Annotated in this window: 15 protein-coding genes; 12 read left to right on the top strand and 3 right to left on the bottom strand. The window is 70.7% G+C overall.

Going from position 1 to position 21,161, the window contains the following annotated elements; all coding sequences use genetic code 11:
- Window positions 1–48 precede the first annotated feature (48 nt).
- From ABH925_RS25960 to ABH925_RS25940, 5 genes are all read left to right on the top strand, one after another.
- Window positions 49–840, top strand: coding sequence for a VOC family protein (locus ABH925_RS25960; RefSeq protein ID WP_370151331.1), 792 nt, complete (start codon window positions 49–51; stop codon window positions 838–840).
- Between the two features lie 283 nt (window positions 841–1,123).
- Window positions 1,124–2,014, top strand: a complete 891-nt coding sequence (locus ABH925_RS25955) for a helix-turn-helix domain-containing protein (RefSeq protein WP_370151330.1) — start codon at window positions 1,124–1,126, stop codon at window positions 2,012–2,014.
- Window positions 2,015–2,088: 74 nt separating this feature from the next.
- Window positions 2,089–3,555, top strand: coding sequence for an aldehyde dehydrogenase family protein (locus ABH925_RS25950; RefSeq protein WP_370151329.1), 1,467 nt, complete (start codon window positions 2,089–2,091; stop codon window positions 3,553–3,555).
- A 339-nt stretch (window positions 3,556–3,894) separates the two neighbouring features.
- Window positions 3,895–5,457: a Na+/H+ antiporter gene (locus ABH925_RS25945; protein ID WP_370151328.1), complete on the top strand. Its 1,563-nt coding sequence runs from the start codon at window positions 3,895–3,897 to the stop codon at window positions 5,455–5,457.
- A gap of 198 nt (window positions 5,458–5,655) precedes the next feature.
- On the top strand, window positions 5,656–6,894 hold the full coding sequence (locus ABH925_RS25940) for a styrene monooxygenase/indole monooxygenase family protein (protein ID WP_370151327.1): 1,239 nt from the start codon (window positions 5,656–5,658) through the stop codon (window positions 6,892–6,894).
- 124 nt (window positions 6,895–7,018) lie between these two features.
- Here the strand turns inward: ABH925_RS25940 and ABH925_RS25935 are convergent, their stop codons facing one another.
- Entirely contained in the window at window positions 7,019–8,281 is a 1,263-nt protein-coding gene (locus ABH925_RS25935) for a toll/interleukin-1 receptor domain-containing protein (RefSeq protein ID WP_370151325.1), read from the bottom strand.
- Between the two features lie 271 nt (window positions 8,282–8,552).
- Between ABH925_RS25935 and ABH925_RS25930 the strand changes: the two genes are divergently transcribed.
- From ABH925_RS25930 to ABH925_RS25920, 3 genes are read left to right on the top strand one after another with little or no spacing between them, the layout of a single operon-like run.
- The gene (locus tag ABH925_RS25930; protein ID WP_370151324.1) at window positions 8,553–8,870 is read left to right on the top strand and encodes a hypothetical protein; all 318 of its coding nucleotides are present in this window, start codon (window positions 8,553–8,555) and stop codon (window positions 8,868–8,870) included.
- 34 nt (window positions 8,871–8,904) lie between these two features.
- Window positions 8,905–10,413: a WXG100 family type VII secretion target gene (locus ABH925_RS25925; RefSeq protein ID WP_370151323.1), complete on the top strand. Its 1,509-nt coding sequence runs from the start codon at window positions 8,905–8,907 to the stop codon at window positions 10,411–10,413.
- A 53-nt stretch (window positions 10,414–10,466) separates the two neighbouring features.
- Complete coding sequence (locus tag ABH925_RS25920; protein WP_370151322.1) at window positions 10,467–11,579, top strand: S8 family serine peptidase; 1,113 nt, start codon at window positions 10,467–10,469, stop codon at window positions 11,577–11,579.
- A 110-nt stretch (window positions 11,580–11,689) separates the two neighbouring features.
- Here the strand turns inward: ABH925_RS25920 and fusA are convergent, their stop codons facing one another.
- The gene (gene fusA, locus ABH925_RS25915) at window positions 11,690–13,831 is read right to left on the bottom strand and encodes an elongation factor G (protein ID WP_370151321.1); all 2,142 of its coding nucleotides are present in this window, start codon (window positions 13,829–13,831) and stop codon (window positions 11,690–11,692) included.
- A 193-nt stretch (window positions 13,832–14,024) separates the two neighbouring features.
- On the opposite strand from fusA, the gene ABH925_RS25910 reads away from it, so the two are divergent.
- The 4 genes from ABH925_RS25910 to ABH925_RS25895 all read left to right on the top strand — a co-directional run bounded on the left by ABH925_RS25910 (window position 14,025) and on the right by ABH925_RS25895 (window position 18,092).
- Entirely contained in the window at window positions 14,025–14,435 is a 411-nt protein-coding gene (locus tag ABH925_RS25910) for a hypothetical protein (RefSeq protein ID WP_370151320.1), read from the top strand.
- Entirely contained in the window at window positions 14,432–16,564 is a 2,133-nt protein-coding gene (locus tag ABH925_RS25905) for a tetratricopeptide repeat protein (protein ID WP_370151319.1), read from the top strand. The genes ABH925_RS25910 and ABH925_RS25905 overlap by 4 nt, the downstream gene beginning before the upstream one ends.
- Before the next feature lie 260 nt (window positions 16,565–16,824).
- Window positions 16,825–17,295 (top strand): hypothetical protein, encoded by a 471-nt coding sequence (locus tag ABH925_RS25900; protein WP_370151317.1) that lies wholly within the window; start codon window positions 16,825–16,827, stop codon window positions 17,293–17,295.
- A gap of 107 nt (window positions 17,296–17,402) precedes the next feature.
- The gene (locus tag ABH925_RS25895) at window positions 17,403–18,092 is read left to right on the top strand and encodes a hypothetical protein (RefSeq protein ID WP_370151316.1); all 690 of its coding nucleotides are present in this window, start codon (window positions 17,403–17,405) and stop codon (window positions 18,090–18,092) included.
- A gap of 12 nt (window positions 18,093–18,104) precedes the next feature.
- Here ABH925_RS25895 and ABH925_RS25890 read toward each other — a convergent pair whose 3' ends face one another.
- The gene (locus ABH925_RS25890) at window positions 18,105–20,810 is read right to left on the bottom strand and encodes a LuxR C-terminal-related transcriptional regulator (RefSeq protein WP_370151315.1); all 2,706 of its coding nucleotides are present in this window, start codon (window positions 20,808–20,810) and stop codon (window positions 18,105–18,107) included.
- Window positions 20,811–21,161: the final 351 nt, after the last annotated feature.

The raw sequence follows: 21,161 nt of genomic DNA, 5'->3' as shown, positions 1-21,161 counted from the left end.
CGGGTGAAGAGTGGTCCCCGTGGGGGACTTCCGCCTGGAGGCGATCACATGCCCGACATCAACGCACCCTACGCTCCCGGCACCCCGTGCTGGGTCGATCTCATGGCCAAGGACCAGCGTGCGGCCATGGACTTCTACAAGGACCTCTTCGGCTGGCAGGGCGAGATGGGCCCGGCCGAGTTCGGCGGCTACGCCGTGATGGAGCACCGGGGCCGCGCGGTCTGCGGCATCGGCCCGGCGATGGCGCCCGAGGGCGCCCCCGAGCCGCCGCACGTGTGGACCACCTACCTGGCCAGCGACGACGCGGACGCCACCGCCAAACGGGTCACCGACGCGCACGGCACGGTGCTGTTCCCGCCGATGGACGTCGGCCCGCTGGGCCGGATGTTCGTCGCCAGCGACCCGACCGGCGCGGTCTTCGGCGTGTGGGGGCACAAGGAGTTCTTCGGCGCGACCGTGGTCAACGAGCCGGGCACGCTGACCTGGAACGAGTGCAACACCCGCGACGTCCCGGCCGCGTCCGCCTTCTACAAGGCCGCGCTGGACATCACCGCGGAACCGCTGCCGGACATGCCCAGCTACCTCGGGCTGAACGTGGGGGGCAAGACCGTGGGCGGGATGCAGGACATGGCCGCCCAGTTCCCGGCCGACGTGCCCGCGCACTGGATGGCCTGGTTCGCCGTGGACGACACCGACAGCACGGTCAACGCGCACGTCAAGGCCGGCGGCACCGTCATGGTCCCGCCGATGGACATCCCGCCCGGGCGGATGGCCGTGCTGGCGGATCCGTGGGGCGGGGCGTTCTGCATCCTGAAGCACGCGACGGAGCCGCCCAGCTGAGCCGCCCGCACCACCCGGCATCCGCCGCACAGCCGGCGAGCTGACCTGTGTCGGGCCCGGTCCGGAATCTTCCGGACCGGGCCCGATTCCGTGCCGGTCCGACCCGGGTTCGCTCCGGGATCCGCCCGGGGATCCATCCGGAGATCCACCCGGGATGCGGCCCGACCTGATCCTGTCCGAAGTTGGCATGCTCAAGTCTTGGACGACTATGACAGGATGACCCCCCAGAAGCGGAGCCCGGCAGAGGCACACCGCACCTGTTCCAGGGGTATGGGTCTCACGAATGACGACGGTTCAGCCGGGCAGCGGCTCCCTGGTGCGCCGCCTGCTGTTAGGCGCGCAGCTGCGCAGACTCCGTGAAGCGCACGGAGTCACCAGAGAGCAGGCCGGATACCACATCCGGGCATCCGAGTCGAAGATCAGCCGGCTGGAGCTCGGCCGGGTCGGGTTCAAGGAACGCGACGTCGCGGACCTGCTCACCCTCTACGGCGTCCTCGACGAGAGCGAGCGGTCCGCTCTGCTCGACATGGCCCGCGAGGCCAACGTGGCCGGCTGGTGGCACAGTTACAGTGACGTGCTGCCGCCCTGGTTCCAGACCTATGTGGGCCTGGAGGAGGCCGCCGAGCTGATCCGCAGCTATGACTGCCAGTTCGTCCACCCGCTGCTGCAGACCGAGGACTACGCCCGCGCGGTGATCTCGCAGTCCCGCGACCCCGGCGCGGAGGAGGACGTGGAACGCCGGGTCGGCTTCCGGATGGAGCGTCAGAAACGCCTGGTCTCCGAGCGCGCCCCGCAGGTCCACGCGGTGCTCGACGAGGCGGTGCTGCGTCGGCCCTTCGGCGGGGTGGAGGTCCTGCGGGCCCAGCTGGAACGGCTGCTGGAGCTCAACGAGCGGTCCAGGGTGGTGCTGCGGGTGCTCCCGGCGACCCGGGCCGCCCGGATCCCCGACGGCGGCTCGTTCACCATGCTGCACTTCAGCGAGGCCGAGCTGGGCGAGGTCGTCTATCTGGAACAGCTCGCCGGCGCGCTCTACCTGGACAAGCCGGAGGAAGTGGTCCAGTACGCCGGCGCGTTCCTCCGACTGGGCAGCGACTGCCTGTCCCGCGCCGAGACCGCTGACTTCATCCGCGCGCTGCTCCGCGACCCCATCCTGGCTGACAGCACGGCACCATGAGCTACCGTCAGGATCTTGAACGGCTCCACCCCACACCCGGATCCAGCGCACCCACATCCCACGAGAGGCACCGCATGTCGCAGTTGGTCGAACTCAAGCAGCTGGCCCAGCAGTTCATCGACGGTGAGTGGCGCCCCGGACAGGGCACCTGGGAGATCATCGACGTCAACCCCTACAACGGCGAACCGATAGCGTCCATAGCCGTGGCCACCGTCGACGAGGTGGACCAGGCCTACCGGGCCGCCGAACGGGCGCAGCGCGAGTGGAGCGAGGTCAACCCCTACACCCGGCGGCTGGTCTTCGAGCGCGCGCTGCGGGTGCTGGAGGAGCACGAGGAGGAGATCACCGAGATCATCATCGATGAACTCGGCGGCACCCGGCTCAAGGCGGGCTTTGAGATCGCACTCTCCAAGGACATGCTGCGCGAGGCGATGCAGCTGCCGCTGCGCGCCGAGGGGCGGATCCTGCCCTCGCCGGTGGACGGCAAGGAGAACCGGCTCTACCGGCTCCCGGTCGGCGTGGTCGGGGTGATCAGCCCGTTCAACTTCCCGCTGTTCCTGTCACTGAAGGCGGTCGCCCCGGCGCTGGCGCTGGGCAACGGCGTGGTGCTCAAGCCGCACCAGAACACCCCGATCGTCGGCGGAACCCTGATCGCCCGGCTGTTCGAGGAGGCCGGGCTCCCGGCCGGACTGCTCAACGTGGTGGTCACCGACATCGCCGAGATCGGCGACGCGCTGATCGAGCACCCGGTGCCCAAGGTCATCTCCTTCACCGGCTCCGACCAGGTCGGCCGTCATGTCGCCCAGGTCGCGGCGGGCCACTTCAAGCGCACCGTGCTGGAGCTGGGCGGCAACAGCGCGCTGATCGTGCTGGACGACGCGGACCTCGACTACGCCGTGGACGCGGCCGTGTTCAGCCGCTTCGCGCACCAGGGACAGGTCTGCATGGCCGCCAACCGGGTGCTGGTCGACCGCAGCGTGGAGAAGGAGTTCACCGAGCGGTTCGTCCGCAAGATCGAGACCCTGACCGTGGGCGACCCGCGCGACCCGGGCACCCAGATCGGCCCGCTGATCAACCTCAACCAGGCCGACGCGATCACCGCCCAGGTGGACCAGGCGATCGCCGCCGGGGCCACCGCGCTGCTGAGGGGCGCCACCACCGGCACCCTGATGGCGCCGACCGTGCTCACCGGCCTGCAGCCGGACGCCCCGATCCTCAGCCGCGAGCTGTTCGGACCGGTGGTGCTGGTGGTCCCCTTCGACGGCGAGGACGAGGCCGTGGAGATCGCCAACGACACCCCGTTCGGCCTGAGCGGGGCCGTCCACACCGGGGACGTCGAACGCGGCGTACGGCTGGCCCGGCGGATCGAGACCGGCATGATCCACATCAACGACGGCACCATCGCCGACGAGCCCATCGTCGCCTTCGGCGGCGAGAAGCACTCGGGGCTTGGCCGCCTCAACGGCGAGTCCACCATCGAGGCCTTCACCACCCTCAAGTGGATCTCCATCCAGCACCAACGCAGCCGCTTCCCGTTCTGAGCGGGCCACTCCCCTTCTGAGCAAGCCGCAGTCTGAGTAGGCCGCTGTCCGCTCCGGTCCCGGCCACCCATCCCGAAGGGTGTTCGGGACCGGCCCCGCTCCGCCCCCAACGGCCCCGGCACCCCCGACCGCACGCCGTCGTCAGGGGTCCGGGCGGTCGACCGCTCCCGTCGGATCCGGGTCGGGGCCGCGCGCGAACCTGCAGGCCATGTGCTGTCCTGCGGGGCGTAAGGCCGCGATAGGGTCTGGGGCAGGTGTGCCGGGAAGTCTGGTCGGCGCGGGGGACGGTCGGTCGCGGTTGGCGCCGGCGCCCCCGGGAGTGGATGCAGGGGCCGGCAGATGCGCGCGGTTGGAACCGTACTCGTTCTCGTGGTGCTGGCGACGGTCGTGGCGACCGGCGCCCGGCGCTGGCGCGTACCCGCGCCGTCGCTGCTGGTGCTGGCGGGGCTCGCGGTCGCGCTGATACCCGGCACCCCGGCCCTGCACATCGCTCCGCAGACGATCGGCCTGGTCGTGCTGCCGCCGCTGCTCTACGCCTCCGCCGAGGAGCTGTCGCTGCGCGACCTGCGCGCCGTGTGGCGCCCGGTCACGGTGCTGGCGTTGGGGCTGGTGCTGGCGTCCGCAGCGGTCGTCGGGGTGCTGGTGGCCGCGCTCACCCCGCTGAGCGCGTCGATGGCGTTCGTGCTGGGGGCCGTCCTGGCCAGCACCGATCCGGTCGCGGTGACCGCGTTGGGACGGCGGCTGGCGCTCCCGGGGCGGGTGCAGGTACTGGTGCAGGCCGAGAGCCTGTTCAACGACGCCACCTCGCTGGTCCTCTTCAAGGTCGCGCTCGGCATCGCGGTGGCCTCCGGAGCGGTCAGCTGGCAGGCGGCGGGCGGCGAGTTCGTGCTGCTGGCCGGCGGCGGCAGCGCGATCGGCGCGGCGGTCGCCGGAGCCGTGGTGCTGATCCGCCGCCGCACCTCGGACCCGGTGCTGGAGACCGTGATCGCCCTGGTCACCCCGTACGGGGCGTATGTGCTGGCCGAGTCCGCGCACACCTCGGGTGTCACCGCGGTGGTGGTGGCCGGGGTCCTGCTCGGCCGCTCCGGGCACCGCCTCACCGACGCCCGGATCCGGCTGCAGCTGGGCGCGGTCTACGCGGTGGTGGTGTTCCTGCTGGAGAGCGTGGTGTTCAGCATCGTCGGCCTGGAGCTGCCCGCGCTGGTCCGCGCGCTGCCCGGCGGCACCGGCTGGTGGCCGGTGCAGGCCGCGGCCGTCGCCGGCGCGCTGATCGCCCTGCGGGTGGTGTGGATGCTGCCGCTGTCCACGGCGGTACGGCCGGGGCGCGGCCGCCCCTCCTGGCGGGTGGCCGCCGTCGTCAGCTGGGCCGGGACCAGAGGCGTGATGCCGCTGGCCGCCGCGCTGTCCATCCCGCTGGTCACCGACGACGGCCGCCCGCTGCCGGACCGTCCGCTCGTCCTGGTGCTGACCACGGCGGTGGTGGTGTTCACGCTGGTGGTGCAGGGACTGAGCCTGGCCGGAGTGGTCAACCGCTCCGGCCTCGCGATCGAGCCGGAGCACACCGCACGCGAGGAGGCCGCCGCCCGCGGCACCCTGGCCCGGGCCGGCCTGTCGCACCTGGACACCCTGGCCGACCTGCAGAGCGTCCCGGACGCCGCGCTGGAGCGGTTGCGCCGCAACCTCGACGCGCGGCTGGACCAGGCCGAGGAGCAGGTCGCCGACCCGGCCGCCGACAGCAACGCGCCCATGCTGACTGCGTACCGGGGGCTGCGCCGCGAGATCATAGCCGTCCAGGGCAACGAGCTGCGGCGCCTGTACGACGGGCACCAGGTGAGCGAAGCGACCCGGCGCCGCCTGCAGCACGACCTGGACCTGGAGGAAGCCGCCCTCGGCGGCAGTTGACCGGACCTCGGCGCCCTCAGGCCGGCCCGGCGGGAGCACCGGGCCGGGCAGCGGGCCGTGCCGTCCCGTCGGTTCACCACCCGTGGCGCCGGCCTCCGCACCGGCCGACGAACCGTCATGTTCCTCTGCCTGACGAGACGGCAGGGCACCTGGCACCATGCGGTGAGCAGCCTTCCGATCTCTCTCAAGGAGTCCACCTTGGCGAAGGTACTCATCGTCGGCGCCGGCCAGGCCGGCCTGCAGCTCGCCCTGGGCCTGCAGGCCGACGGTCACGACGTCACCGTGTTGACGGACCGCACGCCCGACGAGGTCCGCGACGGGCGGGTCCTCTCCACCCAGTGCATGTTCGGAACGGCGCTCGGCCACGAACGCGCGCTCGGCCTCGCCCTGTGGGACGCGCAGGCACCGGCGGTCGCCGGCCTCGGCGTGTCCGTCACCGGCCCGGAGGCGGCGCGGGTCGTCGACTGGGTCGGCCGGCTCGACGCGCCCGCGCAGTCCGTGGACCAGCGGCTCAAGATGCCGGCCTGGCTGGAGCTGTTCGCCTCGCGGGGCGGAAAGGCCGTCATCGAGGCCGCCACCGTCGCCGGCCTGGATGCGCTCGCAGGCGACCACGACCTCACCCTGATCGCCTCCGGCAAGGGCGAGTTGGCCTCGCTATTCCCCAGCGACGCCGAGCGCTCCCCGTACGCCACCCCGCAGCGCGCCCTGGCCGTCAGCTACGTCCACGGCCTGGCACCGCGCCCCGAGCACGACTTCCCGGCGGTGCGCTGCAACATCGTTCCCGGCATCGGCGAGCTCTTCGTGATCCCCGCGCTGACCGCCTCCGGTCCCTGCGACATCCTCTTCTGGGAGGGCATACCCGGCGGTCCGCTCGACGCCTTCGAGCCGGCCCTGGCCCCCGAGGAGCAGCTGCGCCGCACTCTCGACCTGATGCGCGAATACACCCCCTGGGAGTTCGAGCGCGCGTCCCGCGGGGTGCAGCTCACCGACGCCGGTGCCACCCTGGCGGGCCGGTTCACCCCGACCGTACGCCGACCGGTCGCCGAACTGCCCGGTGGGGGCCTGGTCCTGGGTGTCGCCGACGTGGTGGTGAGCAACGATCCGATCACCGGCCAGGGCTCCAACACCGCCGCCAAGTGCGCCGCCGCGTACCTCGCGGCCATCCGCGCCCACGGCGACGCGCCGTTCGACCGCGCGTTCGCGCAGGGCGCGTTCGACGCCTTCTGGGACAGCACGGCCGGGGTCGCCACCGCCTGGACCAACGCCATGCTGGCGCCGCCGCCGGAGCACGTACTGCAGCTCATCGGTGCGGCGGGCGAGATCCCGGCCGTGGCCGACCGCTTCGCCAACGGCTTCGACAACCCGTCCGACTTTCCCGACTGGTTCTTCACCCCGGAGGCCGCCGACGCCTACCTCGCCTCGCTCGCGCGGGACTGACGGAGGGTCACAGCTGGGCGTGCCACTGCTGGAGTCACATCATGACTGTCGAGACGGCGAGGCATCGATGTGTCGATGTACCGACCTGTCGACGTGGCGACTCCGGTGGTGGCACGCCACCCGCTCAGCGCAGCTCGTCGTTGAGGATCCTGCGTCGGTACGGATACGTGAGCCGGTAGATCAGGCCCAGGAGTTCGGTCTCGCTGGTGTAGTAGTTGGTCTCCAGGTCCCGGAACATGAACCGGTTCGGCTGCGGCCTGCCCTCGGACAGCAGTATCAGCGGCCGTCCGGCACCCCGGGCGATCCCGGCCTCGATCAGCGTGTTGCGGTTGTCCTCGCTGACGTCGGCCATGACGAACCGGGCCCGGGCGATCCGGTCGATGATCGCCTGCTGGGCGTGCTGGCTGTAGAGGTCCTGGCCCATGATGCAGTCCAGTCCGGTCACGGCCTGGATCAGGCTGCAGGCCCGGTCGTTCCCGGCGTTGGACAGTGACCCGGCGTAGAAGACGAAGTCGGGGCGGCGCGTCTGGTGGAAGCACTCGCGCACCGACTCGATCGCCTCGGAGACCAGGGAATCGTCGTCCAGCAGGTCCGCGGTGACGTGCACCCGCCCGTCGATCGCGGAGTTCACGAGCTCGTCCGGGATCGCCACCGCAGCGTCCGCGACGAGCAGGTACGGCACCCCGAGCCGGCGCGCGATGCCCACCTCCTCCAGGACGTAGGGGGAGGTGCCCTTGTCCGCTCCCCGCAGCGGCAGGATCGCCACCATCGCCTCGCACCCGGAGATGATGGACTCCAGACGTTCGCTCCGGTCCATCGAGGTCCGGTCGAGGGAGTCGCCGACCAGCCGGAAGCCGGAGTCGGCGAACTTGCCGCAGATCTCGTCGGCGGGCACCGACTCGCTGGCCCGCCAGGTGCGGCTGACGTAGAGGTCCTTGGCGTCACGCGGCGAGACCGTGGTGGCGTCGGTGTGCAGTGCACAGAGGATCCGGTACGCGGTGTCGGCGGTCAGCCGGCGGTCCGGCACCGTGACGTACACCGTGGTCTCCAGGGCCTGCGGCACCTCGGCGTTGTCGAGCCGCAGCGCGAGCACCCGGTACCCGGGGTTCGACGCCCGCTGGCCTATCGCCGCGGCGAACTCCTCACGTACCCAGCCGGAACGGGCCGACGCCCGAGAGATCACGAACAGCGCCGCACGAGCCTGAGCCACCGCCGCCGACAGGCTGTGGCTCACCGAGGAGGCGATCGGCAGCCGCTCGTCGTCGCGCCAGACCCGGACCCCGGCCACTTTGGTCAGCCACTCGGACACCTCGGAGACGAACTCCACGTCCTCGTGCGCATAGGAGATGAAGAGTTGGTACGGCCGATCCCTGAACTGGAGTGACATTGAGCACCACCACGAAGCGGAGCGGGTGTCCGGGGGCACGCGCCGACCCGGATGAGCGAGTGTAACTCCAACCCAGACGAGTATTGACGGACCGCCAGGTGTGATCCGACTCTCACGCGTCAACTATGCCCATGGCACCCAGTCGTACCTGCGCCCTCGCTGCACCGCAATACTGTGCGTGACAACCAAACTACTTTGGGTTACTCTCTCCGCAATGCAGCGCTGGAGATCGTCGGCCCCCGGCCGACGCACCACCCCGGGGGGCGATCCCATGAGCACCGGATACCAGGTCGACGTGGACGAACTGAGCGGCACGGTGGCGAAACTGCACGCCGTCGCCGCCAGCCTGGACTGCTCGCAGACCAGCGCCGCGTACGACACCAGCCTCGCCGCCGGAACCCTCGGCGCGGGCTTCGGAGGCGCGGACGTCCTGCAGGGGACGCACACCGCGATGCAGGAATGGATCGCCGAGATGATCTCCACCATCCAGTCCCTCATCCACACCTACGGCAGCCAGACCAAGGCAGCGAACGACGCGTACCGCGACCACGAACAGCAGACCGCCCGGGACTTCTACAGCGCCGCCTGAGTGACCGTCAACGTGGGAGGAGGAGGCCGGGAAGATGGTCGACGGCACACCAACGGACTTCGGCGCGGCGGGCGGCCTCGCCGCCCTGCGCGGCATGATCGAGCACGCGGACCCCGGTGACGTGGACCGGGTCGCCGACAAGTGGACCGCCATCCACGAAGCCCTGCGGACCGCCCAGGCCGACCTGGCCTCGCACACGACCGCTGCGCTGGGCCACTGGCACGGCTCCGCCGCCGACGCCTTCGCCACCCGCGCCAACGAGCTGCACCGGTCCCTGGGCAACGGCGCCGCCTACGCGCTCAACGCCAACACCGGTATGACCACGGCTGCGAACGCCCTCCGCAAGGCCAAGCAGACCATGCCGGAGGCCCCCGGCGCGTGGGACAGCTTCACCCGCAGCATCACCAGCCAGTCCGCCGGCAACCAGTTCAACCTGGACCTCGCCACCGGCATGACCCGCGACCAGGCCCTCGCCGCCGAAGGCAGCCATCTCTCCCTCCAGGAGGAACGCCACCAACAGGCCATCGTCGTCATGCAGGAACTGGAATCCCAGTACCACGCAGCAGCCGCACAGATCGGCGAGCGGCCTTCGGGCGACTTCAGCGCCAACAGCAGTGTCTTTCCTCCAGCGCCCGAGTCTCACAATGCAGTTGGGGCTGCCGACGCCACTACTGTCAGATCGCCCATTGAATCTCCAGATGGCTTCCACTCCGCTGGACGCGAAGCGGAAGCGCAGGGTCACGCACCCCGCGCTTCGGTGCGCCCCCTAGCCGATCACGGATTCACTCCAGCAGGCGTACCTGAACAGCACATCAGTTCCGGACGCGTGACCCTGAATACCGGTACGCCGGATAGCTCGCTCGATGGCATGGCCGGCGCCCGCCGAGGAGGGGCGTCCAACTCCGCAGCATTTCCAGACACAGAACGGACCAGCATCGTCGGGACCGTGCCCATGAGTGCATCGCAGGGAGGGCTGACCATTCACCCCGCTGCATCTCCGGGGGACATCAGCGGAGAGACACTGCGGGTGAGGGAGACATCAGTTGGCCAAAATTCCAGGCTCAGCAACCAGTCAGAAGACGACCCGAGATCCGAATCCGAAGCGCGCCAAGCGGCCTCCGGAGCACTCGCCCTGCCCAGCCAGGCCATGGGCACGGAATTGCACTCATCGAACGAGAGAGTTCCCTTCTCCCGGGTAGGTAGCGGCAGCGCAGCGTGGGAAGCTCGCGGCTCCGTTAATATGCCAGGAGTCAGCAGAGAGCGTGCTCCGGACATTGTTGGACCAGAACCGGATCACTATCCCGAGGAACGCGGCGATGCGCTCAACCGAGCGGCCTTGAATACTGCTACGCGCAGTAGCGATCCCAGCCTCGGGGATCCAGGCAAAGAGTTCGAATCGGGTGCACCGCCAGGTGCATTCTTCGAGGGCGGCCGAGGAGGCCAATACCGCGGGCGTCGGCGCTCTCGCCCTGGCTATCTGATCGCGGACGAAGAGGCTTGGACACGCAACTGCCAGACGAACCCTTCGGCGGTAGTGGAGTGAGCAAGTCGAGAGTGCCATATCGGGCTGCGGCCGGAGCCCTTGTCACGACAGCCATGTTCGTTGTACTCACGATGCAGGCGGCGTGTGCAGACCAGGTACGGGATGCGCAATGGCCGCTCACAGCATTCCGAACGCAGGCGCAAGTATGGCCGCAGTCCACCGGCAAGGGGGTGATCGTCGCCGTCATCGATGGCGGAGTCAGGGCCACGCACCAAGATCTCATCGGCCAAGTTCAGGGAGGCAAGGACTTCGTGCACGGCGGCAACGGCTGGCATGACTACGATGCGACAGGACACGGTACGGCGATGGCCAGTCTGATCGCTGGCCACGGTCATGGCGCCCAAGGAGTGGAGGGCATCAAGGGACTCGCACCCGGCGCAACGATCCTCCCTCTGACGGTCGCAATCGGCTCTTCTAGCGCTCTCGATTCTCAGACTGCCGATGCCATCCACTACGCCGTAGAGCAGGGCGCCGCCGTCATCAACATGTCCTATGGGAGTGCGTATCCCGATACGACCGAACGGGCGGCGATCGCGTACGCCGAGAGTCACAATGTCGTGCTCGTCGCCGGGGCTGGTAACGACGGCCTGCAAGTGGACAACTATCCTGCCGCGTACCCCGGGGTGGTGAGTGTGGGGGCGGCGGATGAGAACGGGGCGGTGTGGTCGAAGTCCGACTACGGGCACTCGTTGGTGCTGACCGCTCCCGGCGTGCGGATTGTCGCGGCGGGTGCCAACAGTGACAGCGAGTACCGGCTGTCGGACGGGACCAGCGATGCCACCGCCTATGTCTCCGCCGCAGCCGCGTTGCTGAGGTCGAAGTATCCGAACCTGACGGCCGGGCAGATCGTCAACCGGCTCGTGAAGACGGCCATCGACCCGAATGCCGCCGCCGGTCAGACCGCCCCGGATCCGCACTTCGGGTACGGGATCATTCGGCCCGACGCCGCGCTGTCCAGCACGATCCCACCCGGTCCGAGCGCGGGCCCGCTGCCACAGGCCGACGCGTCCGCCGCTGCCGTGGCCACCGCTGCGAGCCAGCACGGCAGTTCGGGCAGTGGGTCGATCGGCCTGATCGCGGGTCTCGCCGGAGCGGTGGTCGTCCTCCTGGGCGGCGCAACCGTCTTGCGCAGGCGCCGCCGTCGCACCCCACCTGCGCGGCCCTGACTCAGCGGTCGTGCAGCGCTCCGCGCAGCGGCCGTACGGTGGCGAAGACGACGGTTCCGTGTCCGCCACCCCCTGCTTGGTGGGGGTGGCAGACACGGCCGCGGCTACGGCTACTCGACCGTTCCGCCCGCTGCGGCGACGATCTCCGCAGCGAGGCTGCGCGGGACCTCGGCGTAGGAGTCGAAGCGCATCGAGTAACCCGCCCGCCCCGACGTCCTGCTGCGCAGGTCACCGACGTAGCCGAACATCTCCGACAGCGGTACCAGGGCCTTCACCAGCCGGGCCCCGTTCCGTTCGGCCATCGCCTGGACCTGCCCTCGCCGCGCGTTGAGGTCGCCGATGACCTCGCCCAGATAGTCCTCGGGCGTGGTGACCTCGACCGCCATCAGCGGTTCGAGCAGCACGGGATCCGCCCTGCGCGCGGCCTCCTTGAACGCCAGCGAACCGGCGACGGTGAACGCGAGTTCGGACGAGTCGGTGGCGTGGAAGTCGCCGTCGAGCAGCGTGATCCGGACCCCGGTCATCTCGAATCCGGCCAGGATGCCGAACTTCATGGCCTCCTGCGCGCCCGCGTCCACCGAGGGGATGAACTCCTTGGGGATGCGGCCGCCGACGACCCTGTTCACGAACTCGTACGGCACGTCGCCACCCACGAGCGGCTCGATCGCGATCTGGACCTTGGCGTACTGGCCCTTGCCTCCGTTCTGCTTGCGATGGGTGATGTCGACCCGATCGACCGCGCGGCGGATCGTCTCGCGGTACGCGACCTGGGGCCGTCCGACGTTCGCCTCCACCTCGAACTCGCGGCGCATCCGGTCGACCAGGACCTCCAGGTGGAGCTCGCCCATCCCGCCGATGACGGTCTGTCCGGTCTCCCGGTCCGTCTCGACGTGGAAGGACGGGTCCTCCTCGGCGAGCCGGGCGATGGCGGTGCCCAGCTTCTCCCGGTCGCCCTTGGTCCTGGGCTCGATGGCGACCCGGATCACCGGCGCCGGGAAGTCCATGGACTCCAGCACCAGCGGTGCCCGCTCGTCGCACAGCGTCTCGCCGGTGCCGGTCTGCTTCAGGCCCAGTACGGCGACGATGTCGCCGGCGCCCGCCGCCGCGATCTCCTCACGCTTGTTGGCATGCATGCGGAAGATCTTGGCGACGCGCTCCCTGCGTCCCTTCACCGAGTTCAGCACCGTGGAGCCCGCCTCCAGCCGGCCCGAGTAGACCCGGACGAAGGTGAGCCTGCCGATGTGCGGTTCGTTGGCGATCTTGAACGCCAACGCGGCGAACGGCTCCGCCTCGGACGGACGGCGCGCCACCTCCACCTCCGGGTCGTTGACCGCGTGACCGGTGACGGCCTCGACGTCGAGCGGGGAGGGCAGGTACCGCACCACCGCGTCCAGCAGCGGCTGCACGCCCTTGTTCTTGAAGGCCGTACCGCAGACGACCGGTGTCACCGTCACGCCGCCGGTGGTGGCGGACCTCCTTCCGGAGGCGAGGGTGAGGCGGCGTATCGCGGCATGCAGCTGCTCCTCGGCCGGCTCCTGTCCGGCGAGATACATCCCCATCACCTCCTCGTCCTGCTCGGCCAGTGTCTCGACCAGGGTCGCGCGCCAGCGCTGTGCCGCCTCGGCGTGCGTGGCCGGGATGTCGACGACGTCGTACATCTCGCCCTTCGCCGCCTCGGCGGACCAGACCAGGGCCTTCATCCGGACCAGGTCCACCACACCCGCGAAGTCGCCCTCGGCGCCGATCGGCAGTTGCAGCACCAGCGGGACCGCACCGAGGCGGTCCGCCATCATCTCGACGCAGCGGTAGAAGTCCGCACCGGGGCGGTCCAGCTTGTTGACGAAGCAGATGCGCGGCACGCCGTAGCGGTCCGCCTGCCGCCATACCGTCTCGGACTGCGGCTCGACTCCGGCCACGCCGTCGAACACCGTCACCGCGCCGTCGAGGACGCGCAGGCAGCGCTCCACCTCGACGGTGAAGTCGACGTGCCCGGGCGTGTCGATGATGGTGACCGCGTGGTCGACTCCGTCCAACTGCCAGTGGCAGCTGGTCGCGGCGGAGGTGATGGTGATCCCGCGCTCGCGCTCCTGCGGCATCCAGTCCATGGCGGCGGTGCCTTCGTGGACCTCGCCGATCTTGTAGGAGACACCGGTGTAGTAGAGGATCCGCTCCGTGGTGGTGGTCTTGCCTGCGTCGATGTGCGCCATGATCCCGATGTTGCGGACATGGGCAAGGGTGAGGGCAAGTGCCATGGCAGCCATGGAAGTTCGTCTTTCTGCGGGTTGCGGAGCGAATCTCTGACCCCGCGATCATCCGCCATCGGAGCACCCGCGCACGACTGGTTTTCGGCAGCCCAACTCGTATGCCGACAGCCGAAATCCACCTCGTGACCCAGCACGGCGACGAGGTACGGTACGGTCGCTTTCGACTGCGAGGGGGCGGGGCATGGACCCGGAGGTTGCTGCGCTGGTGGCCGGCGCGGGCACGACCATGGTGGGCCTGGTGGCGACGGACGCCTGGCAGGGATTCCGGAACGGGATGGTGGCGCTCTGGCGCCGCGCGCACCCTGATCGCGCGGACGCGGTGGCGGGCGAACTGGACGCGGCGCGCGAGGAGTTGCTGGCCGCGGACCCCGACGAGCGGCCCGAGCTGGGCGCGGAACTCGCGTCGGAATGGCAGGGCCGAACCCGCCGGCTGCTGGCCGCCCACCCGGAGGCCGCCGAGGACCTGCGCGCGCTGCTGGATCGGTTCGCCGCCGAGATCCCCAGCGCCACCACGGTGGTCCAGCGGGCCATCGCCTCCGGACACGCGCGGGTCTACCAGGCCGGACGCGACATGACGCTGAGGCAGGATTGAGCGGCAACGACGCCCGGGCGTCCGGGCACAGTCGCGTCTACCAGGCTTCCGGTGACCAGCACATCACCGAGCACCACCACCACGGTCCGTCCTGGTCCGGGCCCGACTCGGTGCGCAGGCCCTCGATCGGGCGCGGTCCGCTGATCCTGCGCGACCGGGTGGAGGTCATGGCGCAGTTGCGCGAGGCGCTCGCCTCCGGCGGCGGGACCACGTTCGTCCTGCACGGGCTGGGCGGCTGCGGCAAGACCGCCGTGGCCTTCGCGCTGTTCCGCCACGCGGTCGAGGTCGCCGGGCGGGTCGCGTTGTGGGTCAACGCATCTGACACAGCATCACTGCGTGCAGGGATGCTCGCGGTCGCTGCCGACCGGGGGGCGAACGAGGGCGAGCTGGGCGCCGCGCGAAGCGGGCTGCGCGCCGCCGCCGACCTGGTGTGGGCCTACCTGGACGCCTCGGACCAGCCCTGGCTGCTGGTCCTGGACAACGCCGACGATCCCGACGTGCTCCGGGACGGCGGCTGGCTGCGGTCCAGCGCCCGGGGGACGGTGCTGGTGACGTCGCGTCAGGCTGCAGCGCGCTGGTGGCCCGGCGCCGAGTTGCTCCATGTCGGGGTACTGCCGTTGCCGGAGGCCGCACGCGTCCTGTGCGATCTCGCACCCGAGGCCGGGACCGTGGAGGACGCCGAGGAGATCGCCGAACGGCTGGGCCGGCTCCCGCTGGCGCTGACCCTGGCAGGCGGATTCCTGGCCCAGCAGGTGATCAGCCCCTGGACGATGGGCGAGTACGGCGAACACCTCACCGAGGAACGCGGCCTGGACCGGATCGCCCTGATCGACCAGGGCGCCGACACCACCCAGGGCGATCAGTCGCGCCAACTGTTGAGCCGGACCTGGCAGCTCTCCCTGGACGCGCTCGCCGGCCGCGGCCTGCCGGAGGCGGTGGACCTGCTGCGACTGCTGGCCTACTGGGCCGGGGATCCCCTGCCCCTCGCGGTGCTCCGCGACGCGGGAACAGCCCTCGCCATCCCCCAACCGCGTGTCGAACTGGCGCTTCGGGGTCTGCTCGACCAGTCGCTCACCCAGCTGACCGACGACGGCAGTCGCTGCCTTCGTACCCACGGCGTGCTGCTGGACAGCGTGGCCTCCGGAACACCCGAGGCCGAGCGGGACCGGTTCGCCGCCGCAGCCGCCCGGTTGCTGGTGTCGCGGGTTCCCGAGATTCCACAGCGCGGACAGGCCGACCCGGAGACCACCCTGCTCGTCCCGCACGCCCGGGCTCTGCTGCGACGTGCTGCCGGCCGGCCGGGCGTGACCGGCGCCACGGTGCAGGCGGCGGCCGAGAGCTGCCTGCGGCTGGTCATCGCCCTGCATCGCGGCAGCGATCGGACGTCAGCCCTGGCGCTGGCCGGCTACGCCCTGGAGCTGACCCATCCGGCGCTGGGCGCGGACCATCCGGTCGTCCTGCGGCTGCGGCGCCGCATCGGCCGGAGCCTGCACCGCCTCGGCCGCTTCGACGAGGCCGTCGTCTGTCTGCGCGCGGCACTGGCGGACGCCGAGCGCGCACTCGGGCCCGACTCACCTGAGGCGTTGGACACGGCCCTGGCCCTGGCCATCACCCTGAACCAACAGGAACGCACGGCGGAAGAGGCGGCGGAGCTGTTCGGTCGAGTCGTCGGGGGCCGCACCACAGCACTGGGCAGCGGGCATCCGCTGACGCTCCTCGCCCGGGCCCACGGCTTTGAGTCACCCCTGGCGATCCACCTGGAGGCCGCCCTGCCCGGGGCAGCCCAGCTCAAGGCGGACTGCCTGCGTGAACTCGGTCCGGACCACCAGATCACGCTCGCGGTCGAGCTCGACATCGCGTACGCGCTCCACACCACCGGCCGCTCCCAGCAGGCCCTGCCGGAAGTGCGCCGTGTCATCGAGGCCCATGAGCGGCACTACGGTGCCGACCATCCGATGACCCTGTCCGCACGCTACTTGTTCGCCGAGGTGCTCGCCGCCACCGGCCACCCTGACGAGGCGCTGCAGCAGGCCGAAGCCTTGTGCCGGGGACGGGAGACGGTGCTGGGTCCGGACCATCCCTGGACGGCCCTCGCACACGAATTCGTCGCCGCGCTGCGGACCACATAGGCACAACAGGCAGAGCACATCTCCGCCGGTCGGCGTGAGCCGTCATCCGTGGGGCACTGCCCTCTCGCTCAGGCGGGAGTGGCTCAGCCGGGCCCGGGGCACACGGGTGGGCCGCCGACTCCGCCGAGTCGGCGCCTCCGCAGATGTCCCGTCGTGGATCGCGTAGGCAGTTGGCGTAGTTCTACCCATGTGTGCGGCATCCATATCGGACAGAGTCAGGCTCTCAGCAAGAACAGGCAGCAGAGAGGTGACTGAAGGCGATGAGTACGGAGACCGTTCTGGGCCCACAGGTGGCACGGCATCAGGGGACCTTCAGGGTCGTCTCGTATCTGCAGTACATCGGCGCCTTCCTGCTGGTCCTGGGAGTGCTCGGGGTGACCGGGCTGGGGCAGAACATTGACCCGAACCACTCCGGCACACCCCTCGAAGGACTGGGTGCGCTGGCGTTGGGCGCTCTCGCCTACGCCCCGTTCGTCTACTGGTGGCGGCAGGAGGTCGTGGTCTACGAGCAGGGCTTCGTCTGGCGGCGACTGACGGGTACGCGGACCGTGCAGCGGACGGAGATCCGGAGCGTGCGGCCGATCAAGGTCAGCCACTTCCTGCTCGGCCAGTACGAGGAGGTGGAGGTGACCCTGCGGGATGGCCGGCGGCTCTCCATGGTCCGGGTGCAGGAGGCGGGACGGCTCTCCCGCCTGCTCGCCGCCAACTCCCCGATCCCTGCGGAGCGCTGAGCACCGACCGTTCGCCGTGAACCGACCGACAGACCCACCGCCCGACAGACCCACCAACCAGGCCGGCCCACCGATGAGGCCGGCCCGGCACAAAGGAACAACACACTGTGATCTTCTCCGCGATCGGCGGCCTGATAGGCATCAGCGTCTGCGTATGGGGCATCCTTCACATGCGAGGGAGTACGCGCAAGTACGCGCAGTACCAGGCAGGCCGGCTGGCCCAGCAACTCGGACTGAACGTCGTCGAGGGCGATCCCGCCACGAACCTGGGCGTCCGGCTCGCCAACCCCGAGATGCGGCGCGGCCACTCGCCGTCCGACCCGCTGCACGTCCGGGTCGTCCTCACCGGCCGGCCCCAGGGGCTTCCGGTCGAACTGCGGTACGAGTACCGGGAACAGACGGAAGGCGTGCTGACCATCACCCGGGAGGAGAGGTTCGCCTGCCGGATGACGGTGCTGGCCGGCCGGTCGTTCCCTCCTTTCGAGGTGACCTCACGTCAGCTCCGGTACGGCACGGTCGTACCGCTCCAGGATCTTCCCGAACTGAGCACCGGGCGTCCCGACATCGACGCGACCTACGTCGTCTCCAGCGCCGCGCCGGACATGGCGGAGCTGCTCGGCGAGATGCTCGACGGCTTCGCGCCGCTCGCCGGAACGGGTGTGCACCTGCTCGGTGACGGGCGGGGCGTAGCCTTTGTGATGCAGAACAAGGGCTTCCCCTTCCTGACGAGTTCGCTCAACCATGCGGTGCTGATGCGGGATCAACTGACGGCCCTGGCACGGCGCTTGGACGGCTGATGACCACTGCGCTCAGCGCGCGCCGCGCGGGCTTCCCAGCATCACCCGGGTGAGGCTCGCGCGGTTGGCGACATCGAGCTTCCGGTAGATCCGGCTCAGGTGGCCCTCGACCGTGCGCACGCTGAGAACCAGCTTGTCGGCGATCTCACCGCTGGTCATGCCGGTGCTGGTGAGGTGAGCGATCTCCCGTTCCCGCGCTGTGAGTCCGTCCGACGCCACGGGGGCGCCGGACGGGCTCAGGGGCGCGGTGCGGCGGCTGCGGAGGTGCGCGGCCTCGTCGGCCAGCCGTGCCGAACCACACTGGTGGGCGAGCAATGCGGCCCGGTCCAGCCAGCCGTCCACCCCGCAGGTCCGGCCCGCGTCCAGGGACAGTTCGGCCGCTGCGAGCAGGGTGCGGCACATCTCGATGCGCTCGCCGCCGACGGAGAAGTCCGCGATCGCGCCCTGCGCGCTGAGCAGGGCGCGATCGGTCTCCCCACGCATCGCATGGACCCGCATCCGCGCGCGCCCGGCGAATCCGCGCCGGCCCTCGGAGGGAAGCTCCTCGACACTGGTCTCAGCCAGGAGCGTCCACCGCTCGGCCGACTCCTGGTCGCCTTCGGCCAGTGCCGCCTGCACCAGGGCGTCGCAGCAGCGAGGTCTGCGCCAGATGGCGAGCCGGGGCAGGGCGTCTCCGCCCGCGGCGTCCAGCAGCAGCCATCGGGCCCGGGCCGGTTCACCGGTGAGCAGCACCAGTTCAGCGTGGAAGCAGCGGACCGAGACCGCCCACGCCGTCATCTGACCATCGGCGATCGCCTCAACGCGGTCGGCCAGCGCGTGCACCTCGCCCAGATCACCGGCGCCGTTCAGCCACACCAGGATCTCGGCCCGCAGCATCGCCATGACCGCCCGGCTCGCGGGAACACCGGCGCGTTCGTCGTTGGGGGCGGCCTCGTCCAGGGTCGCCAGCGCCCGGCGCAGGTTCCCGCGGCGCAGTTGGGCGTTGGTCAGCGCCATCAGGATCGTGGGTTCGATGTACACCTGGCCGGTGCGGCGGGACTGGGCCGCGCCTCGTTCCAGATGACGCTCGGAGTCAGCCAGAAGTCCCAGCATCCCCTCGGCCATGCCCAGTTGGTAGACCGCATCCAGGTTGGCCGGCAGGGTGGCGTCGGAGGTCGCGTCGATGAGCTCGGCCGCCCGGCCGGCCGTCGACCGAGCGGTGACGTGGTGCCCGGTGAACAGGTGGCCCACGGACGCCAGGCCCAGTGCGTTGGCCTCGCCGAGGGTGTCATGGTGTCGGCGCGCGATCGCGGCGGCCGTCTCGGCGTGCTGCCGGGAGGCCTCGTAGTCCCGCAGATCGTAGGTGTATTCGGACAACTCCATGTGGAGGGCCGCTGCTGTCGCGCTGTCGTGGTCTGCCAGTGCCGCAAGCGCGGCGCGTGCGATGGCCCCGGCTTCGGTGTACCGGCCGAGGCGTCGTTCGGCCCGGCTCGCATCGGCGAGCGTGGTCAGGTCCTCGGGCTGGGGCGGTCGCCCCTGCGCGACCGCTCGTAGGGCGTCGAGCATCGCCCGGCTCTCGGACGCGTCTCCGGTCAGCAGCCGGGTACGAGCGAGCAGCACCTGCGCCTCGTGCCAGTGCGGCTCGCCCTCGCGCAGCAGCGACAGCGCGGCCTGCAATTGGCCGGCCGCGACGGCGGGCTCACTGTGCAACGATCCGCGTGCGGCGGCGATCAGGGTCGTGACGTGTTCCGGCTGGCGCGGGCCGGCGGCCCGGGCGATGTGGTGGGCACGCCGTGCGATCGGGGCCGCGCGCCTGGCCAGCGCAGCCTCCGCGCGCTGGTGCAGGGTGATCCGGCGGCTGGGTTCCAGCCACCGGTAGACGACGTCGCCCACCACCCGGTGGCGCAGCGCCAGTTGTGCCGGCAGGCCGGTCGGGCGTACCAGGTCGAGGCGGGTGAGCGCGTCCAGGGCCGCCATGGTCGCGGCCGCCTCCAGGTCGGCGACCTCGGCGAGCAGTTGCGGGTGGAACTGCTCGCCGAGGACCGCCGCGGCCTGGACCACCGTCAGTGCGGCCGGGTCCAGGCCGGCCAGTTCGCCGAGGATCGCCGTCGCGGCATCGGCACAGGAGACGCCGTCGGCAGCGAGGATCTTGAGGTACTGCGGATTACCGAGGCCCTCGCGGTGGATCTCCTCGGCGTCCGGGTGGTCGCCGAGCAGCTCGCGGGCCTGTTCGCGGGAGAGCGGTCCCAGGTTCCACACCTCCAGCAGGCCCGCCGAGGCCGCGCGGGAGAGCACCGCGGCGAGCGCGGGCGACAACTGGCGCTGCCGGTAGGCCAGCAGGCACAGCGTCGCGTGTGCGGTGGCCGCGTGGATCAACCCCTCCACCTCCGGAGTCCGGTCGGCCGCGAGGTGGTGCAGGTCGTCCACGGCGACCAGCACCGCACCTCCGCCGGCCACCCCGGTCGCCTGCGCTGCTCCGGCGGCCAGCCGGTGCAGCTCGCCGTCGCCCGCGGGCGGCCCGGCGCCGGGGTCCCGGGGCGCGGCCGGCTGCCGGACGTGTGTCGTGAGCACCTGGACTCCGCGGGCACGCGCGTGTGCGACCGCAGTGGACATCAGCGCGCTCTTGCCGATGCCGGGCTCCCCCACCAGTGCGATCGCCCGTCCGCTGCCCGACAACAGGTCGTCCAGGAACGCCTGCAGGGCCTCCACCTCAGCATCCCGGCCGAACAGCCTCCGCATTCCCACGCCTGCTGACAGCGGTGCCGCCTCAGCGAGTGCCGAGCGTCCCGACCGCACCGGTGGAGCCTCCAGGAGCGGGCCGCGATCCCGCATATCGTCAGACATGAGGGCACACTAGCCGCAGCCGCCGACAAACCGCCCAACTGCCCCTCTGTCCACCGCTGGTCGGTTCACCGCGGAGCGGACCCGCCTGTCCCGGGGCCGTCGGGGGCCGAGCGACGGGCAGCGAGCTGCGGCGACCTCCCGCGGGAGCCCCCCACGAGCCGGTCGTCCGGCGCCACTACGGGGTGGACACTCCATAGAGTTCGCTAAACCGAACGACGGGACGCGCCGGCCTCGTCTCGGGCACCG

It is taken from the genome of Streptacidiphilus sp. EB129, assembly GCF_041262645.1.
Classification (GTDB): Bacteria; Actinomycetota; Actinomycetes; order Streptomycetales; family Streptomycetaceae; genus Streptacidiphilus.
This window is presented reverse-complemented; position numbering and strand designations above follow the sequence as displayed.

What these genes read in the sequence shown, in the direction of transcription:
- ABH925_RS25910 (WP_370151320.1), top strand. Translation starts at nt 14,025, where the DNA reads ATGGACCCGGAGGTTGCTGCGCTGGTGGCCGGCGCGGGCACGACCATG.
- ABH925_RS25930 (WP_370151324.1), top strand. Translation starts at nt 8,553, where the DNA reads ATGAGCACCGGATACCAGGTCGACGTGGACGAACTGAGCGGCACGGTG.
- ABH925_RS25950 (WP_370151329.1), top strand. Translation starts at nt 2,089, where the DNA reads ATGTCGCAGTTGGTCGAACTCAAGCAGCTGGCCCAGCAGTTCATCGAC.
- ABH925_RS25925 (WP_370151323.1), top strand. Translation starts at nt 8,905, where the DNA reads ATGGTCGACGGCACACCAACGGACTTCGGCGCGGCGGGCGGCCTCGCC.
- ABH925_RS25900 (WP_370151317.1), top strand. Translation starts at nt 16,825, where the DNA reads ATGAGTACGGAGACCGTTCTGGGCCCACAGGTGGCACGGCATCAGGGG.
- fusA (WP_370151321.1), bottom strand. Translation starts at nt 13,831, where the DNA reads ATGGCACTTGCCCTCACCCTTGCCCATGTCCGCAACATCGGGATCATG.
- ABH925_RS25955 (WP_370151330.1), top strand. Translation starts at nt 1,124, where the DNA reads ATGACGACGGTTCAGCCGGGCAGCGGCTCCCTGGTGCGCCGCCTGCTG.
- ABH925_RS25890 (WP_370151315.1), bottom strand. Translation starts at nt 20,810, where the DNA reads ATGCGGAGGCTGTTCGGCCGGGATGCTGAGGTGGAGGCCCTGCAGGCG.
- ABH925_RS25945 (WP_370151328.1), top strand. Translation starts at nt 3,895, where the DNA reads ATGCGCGCGGTTGGAACCGTACTCGTTCTCGTGGTGCTGGCGACGGTC.
- ABH925_RS25935 (WP_370151325.1), bottom strand. Translation starts at nt 8,281, where the DNA reads ATGTCACTCCAGTTCAGGGATCGGCCGTACCAACTCTTCATCTCCTAT.
- ABH925_RS25960 (WP_370151331.1), top strand. Translation starts at nt 49, where the DNA reads ATGCCCGACATCAACGCACCCTACGCTCCCGGCACCCCGTGCTGGGTC.
- ABH925_RS25920 (WP_370151322.1), top strand. Translation starts at nt 10,467, where the DNA reads ATGTTCGTTGTACTCACGATGCAGGCGGCGTGTGCAGACCAGGTACGG.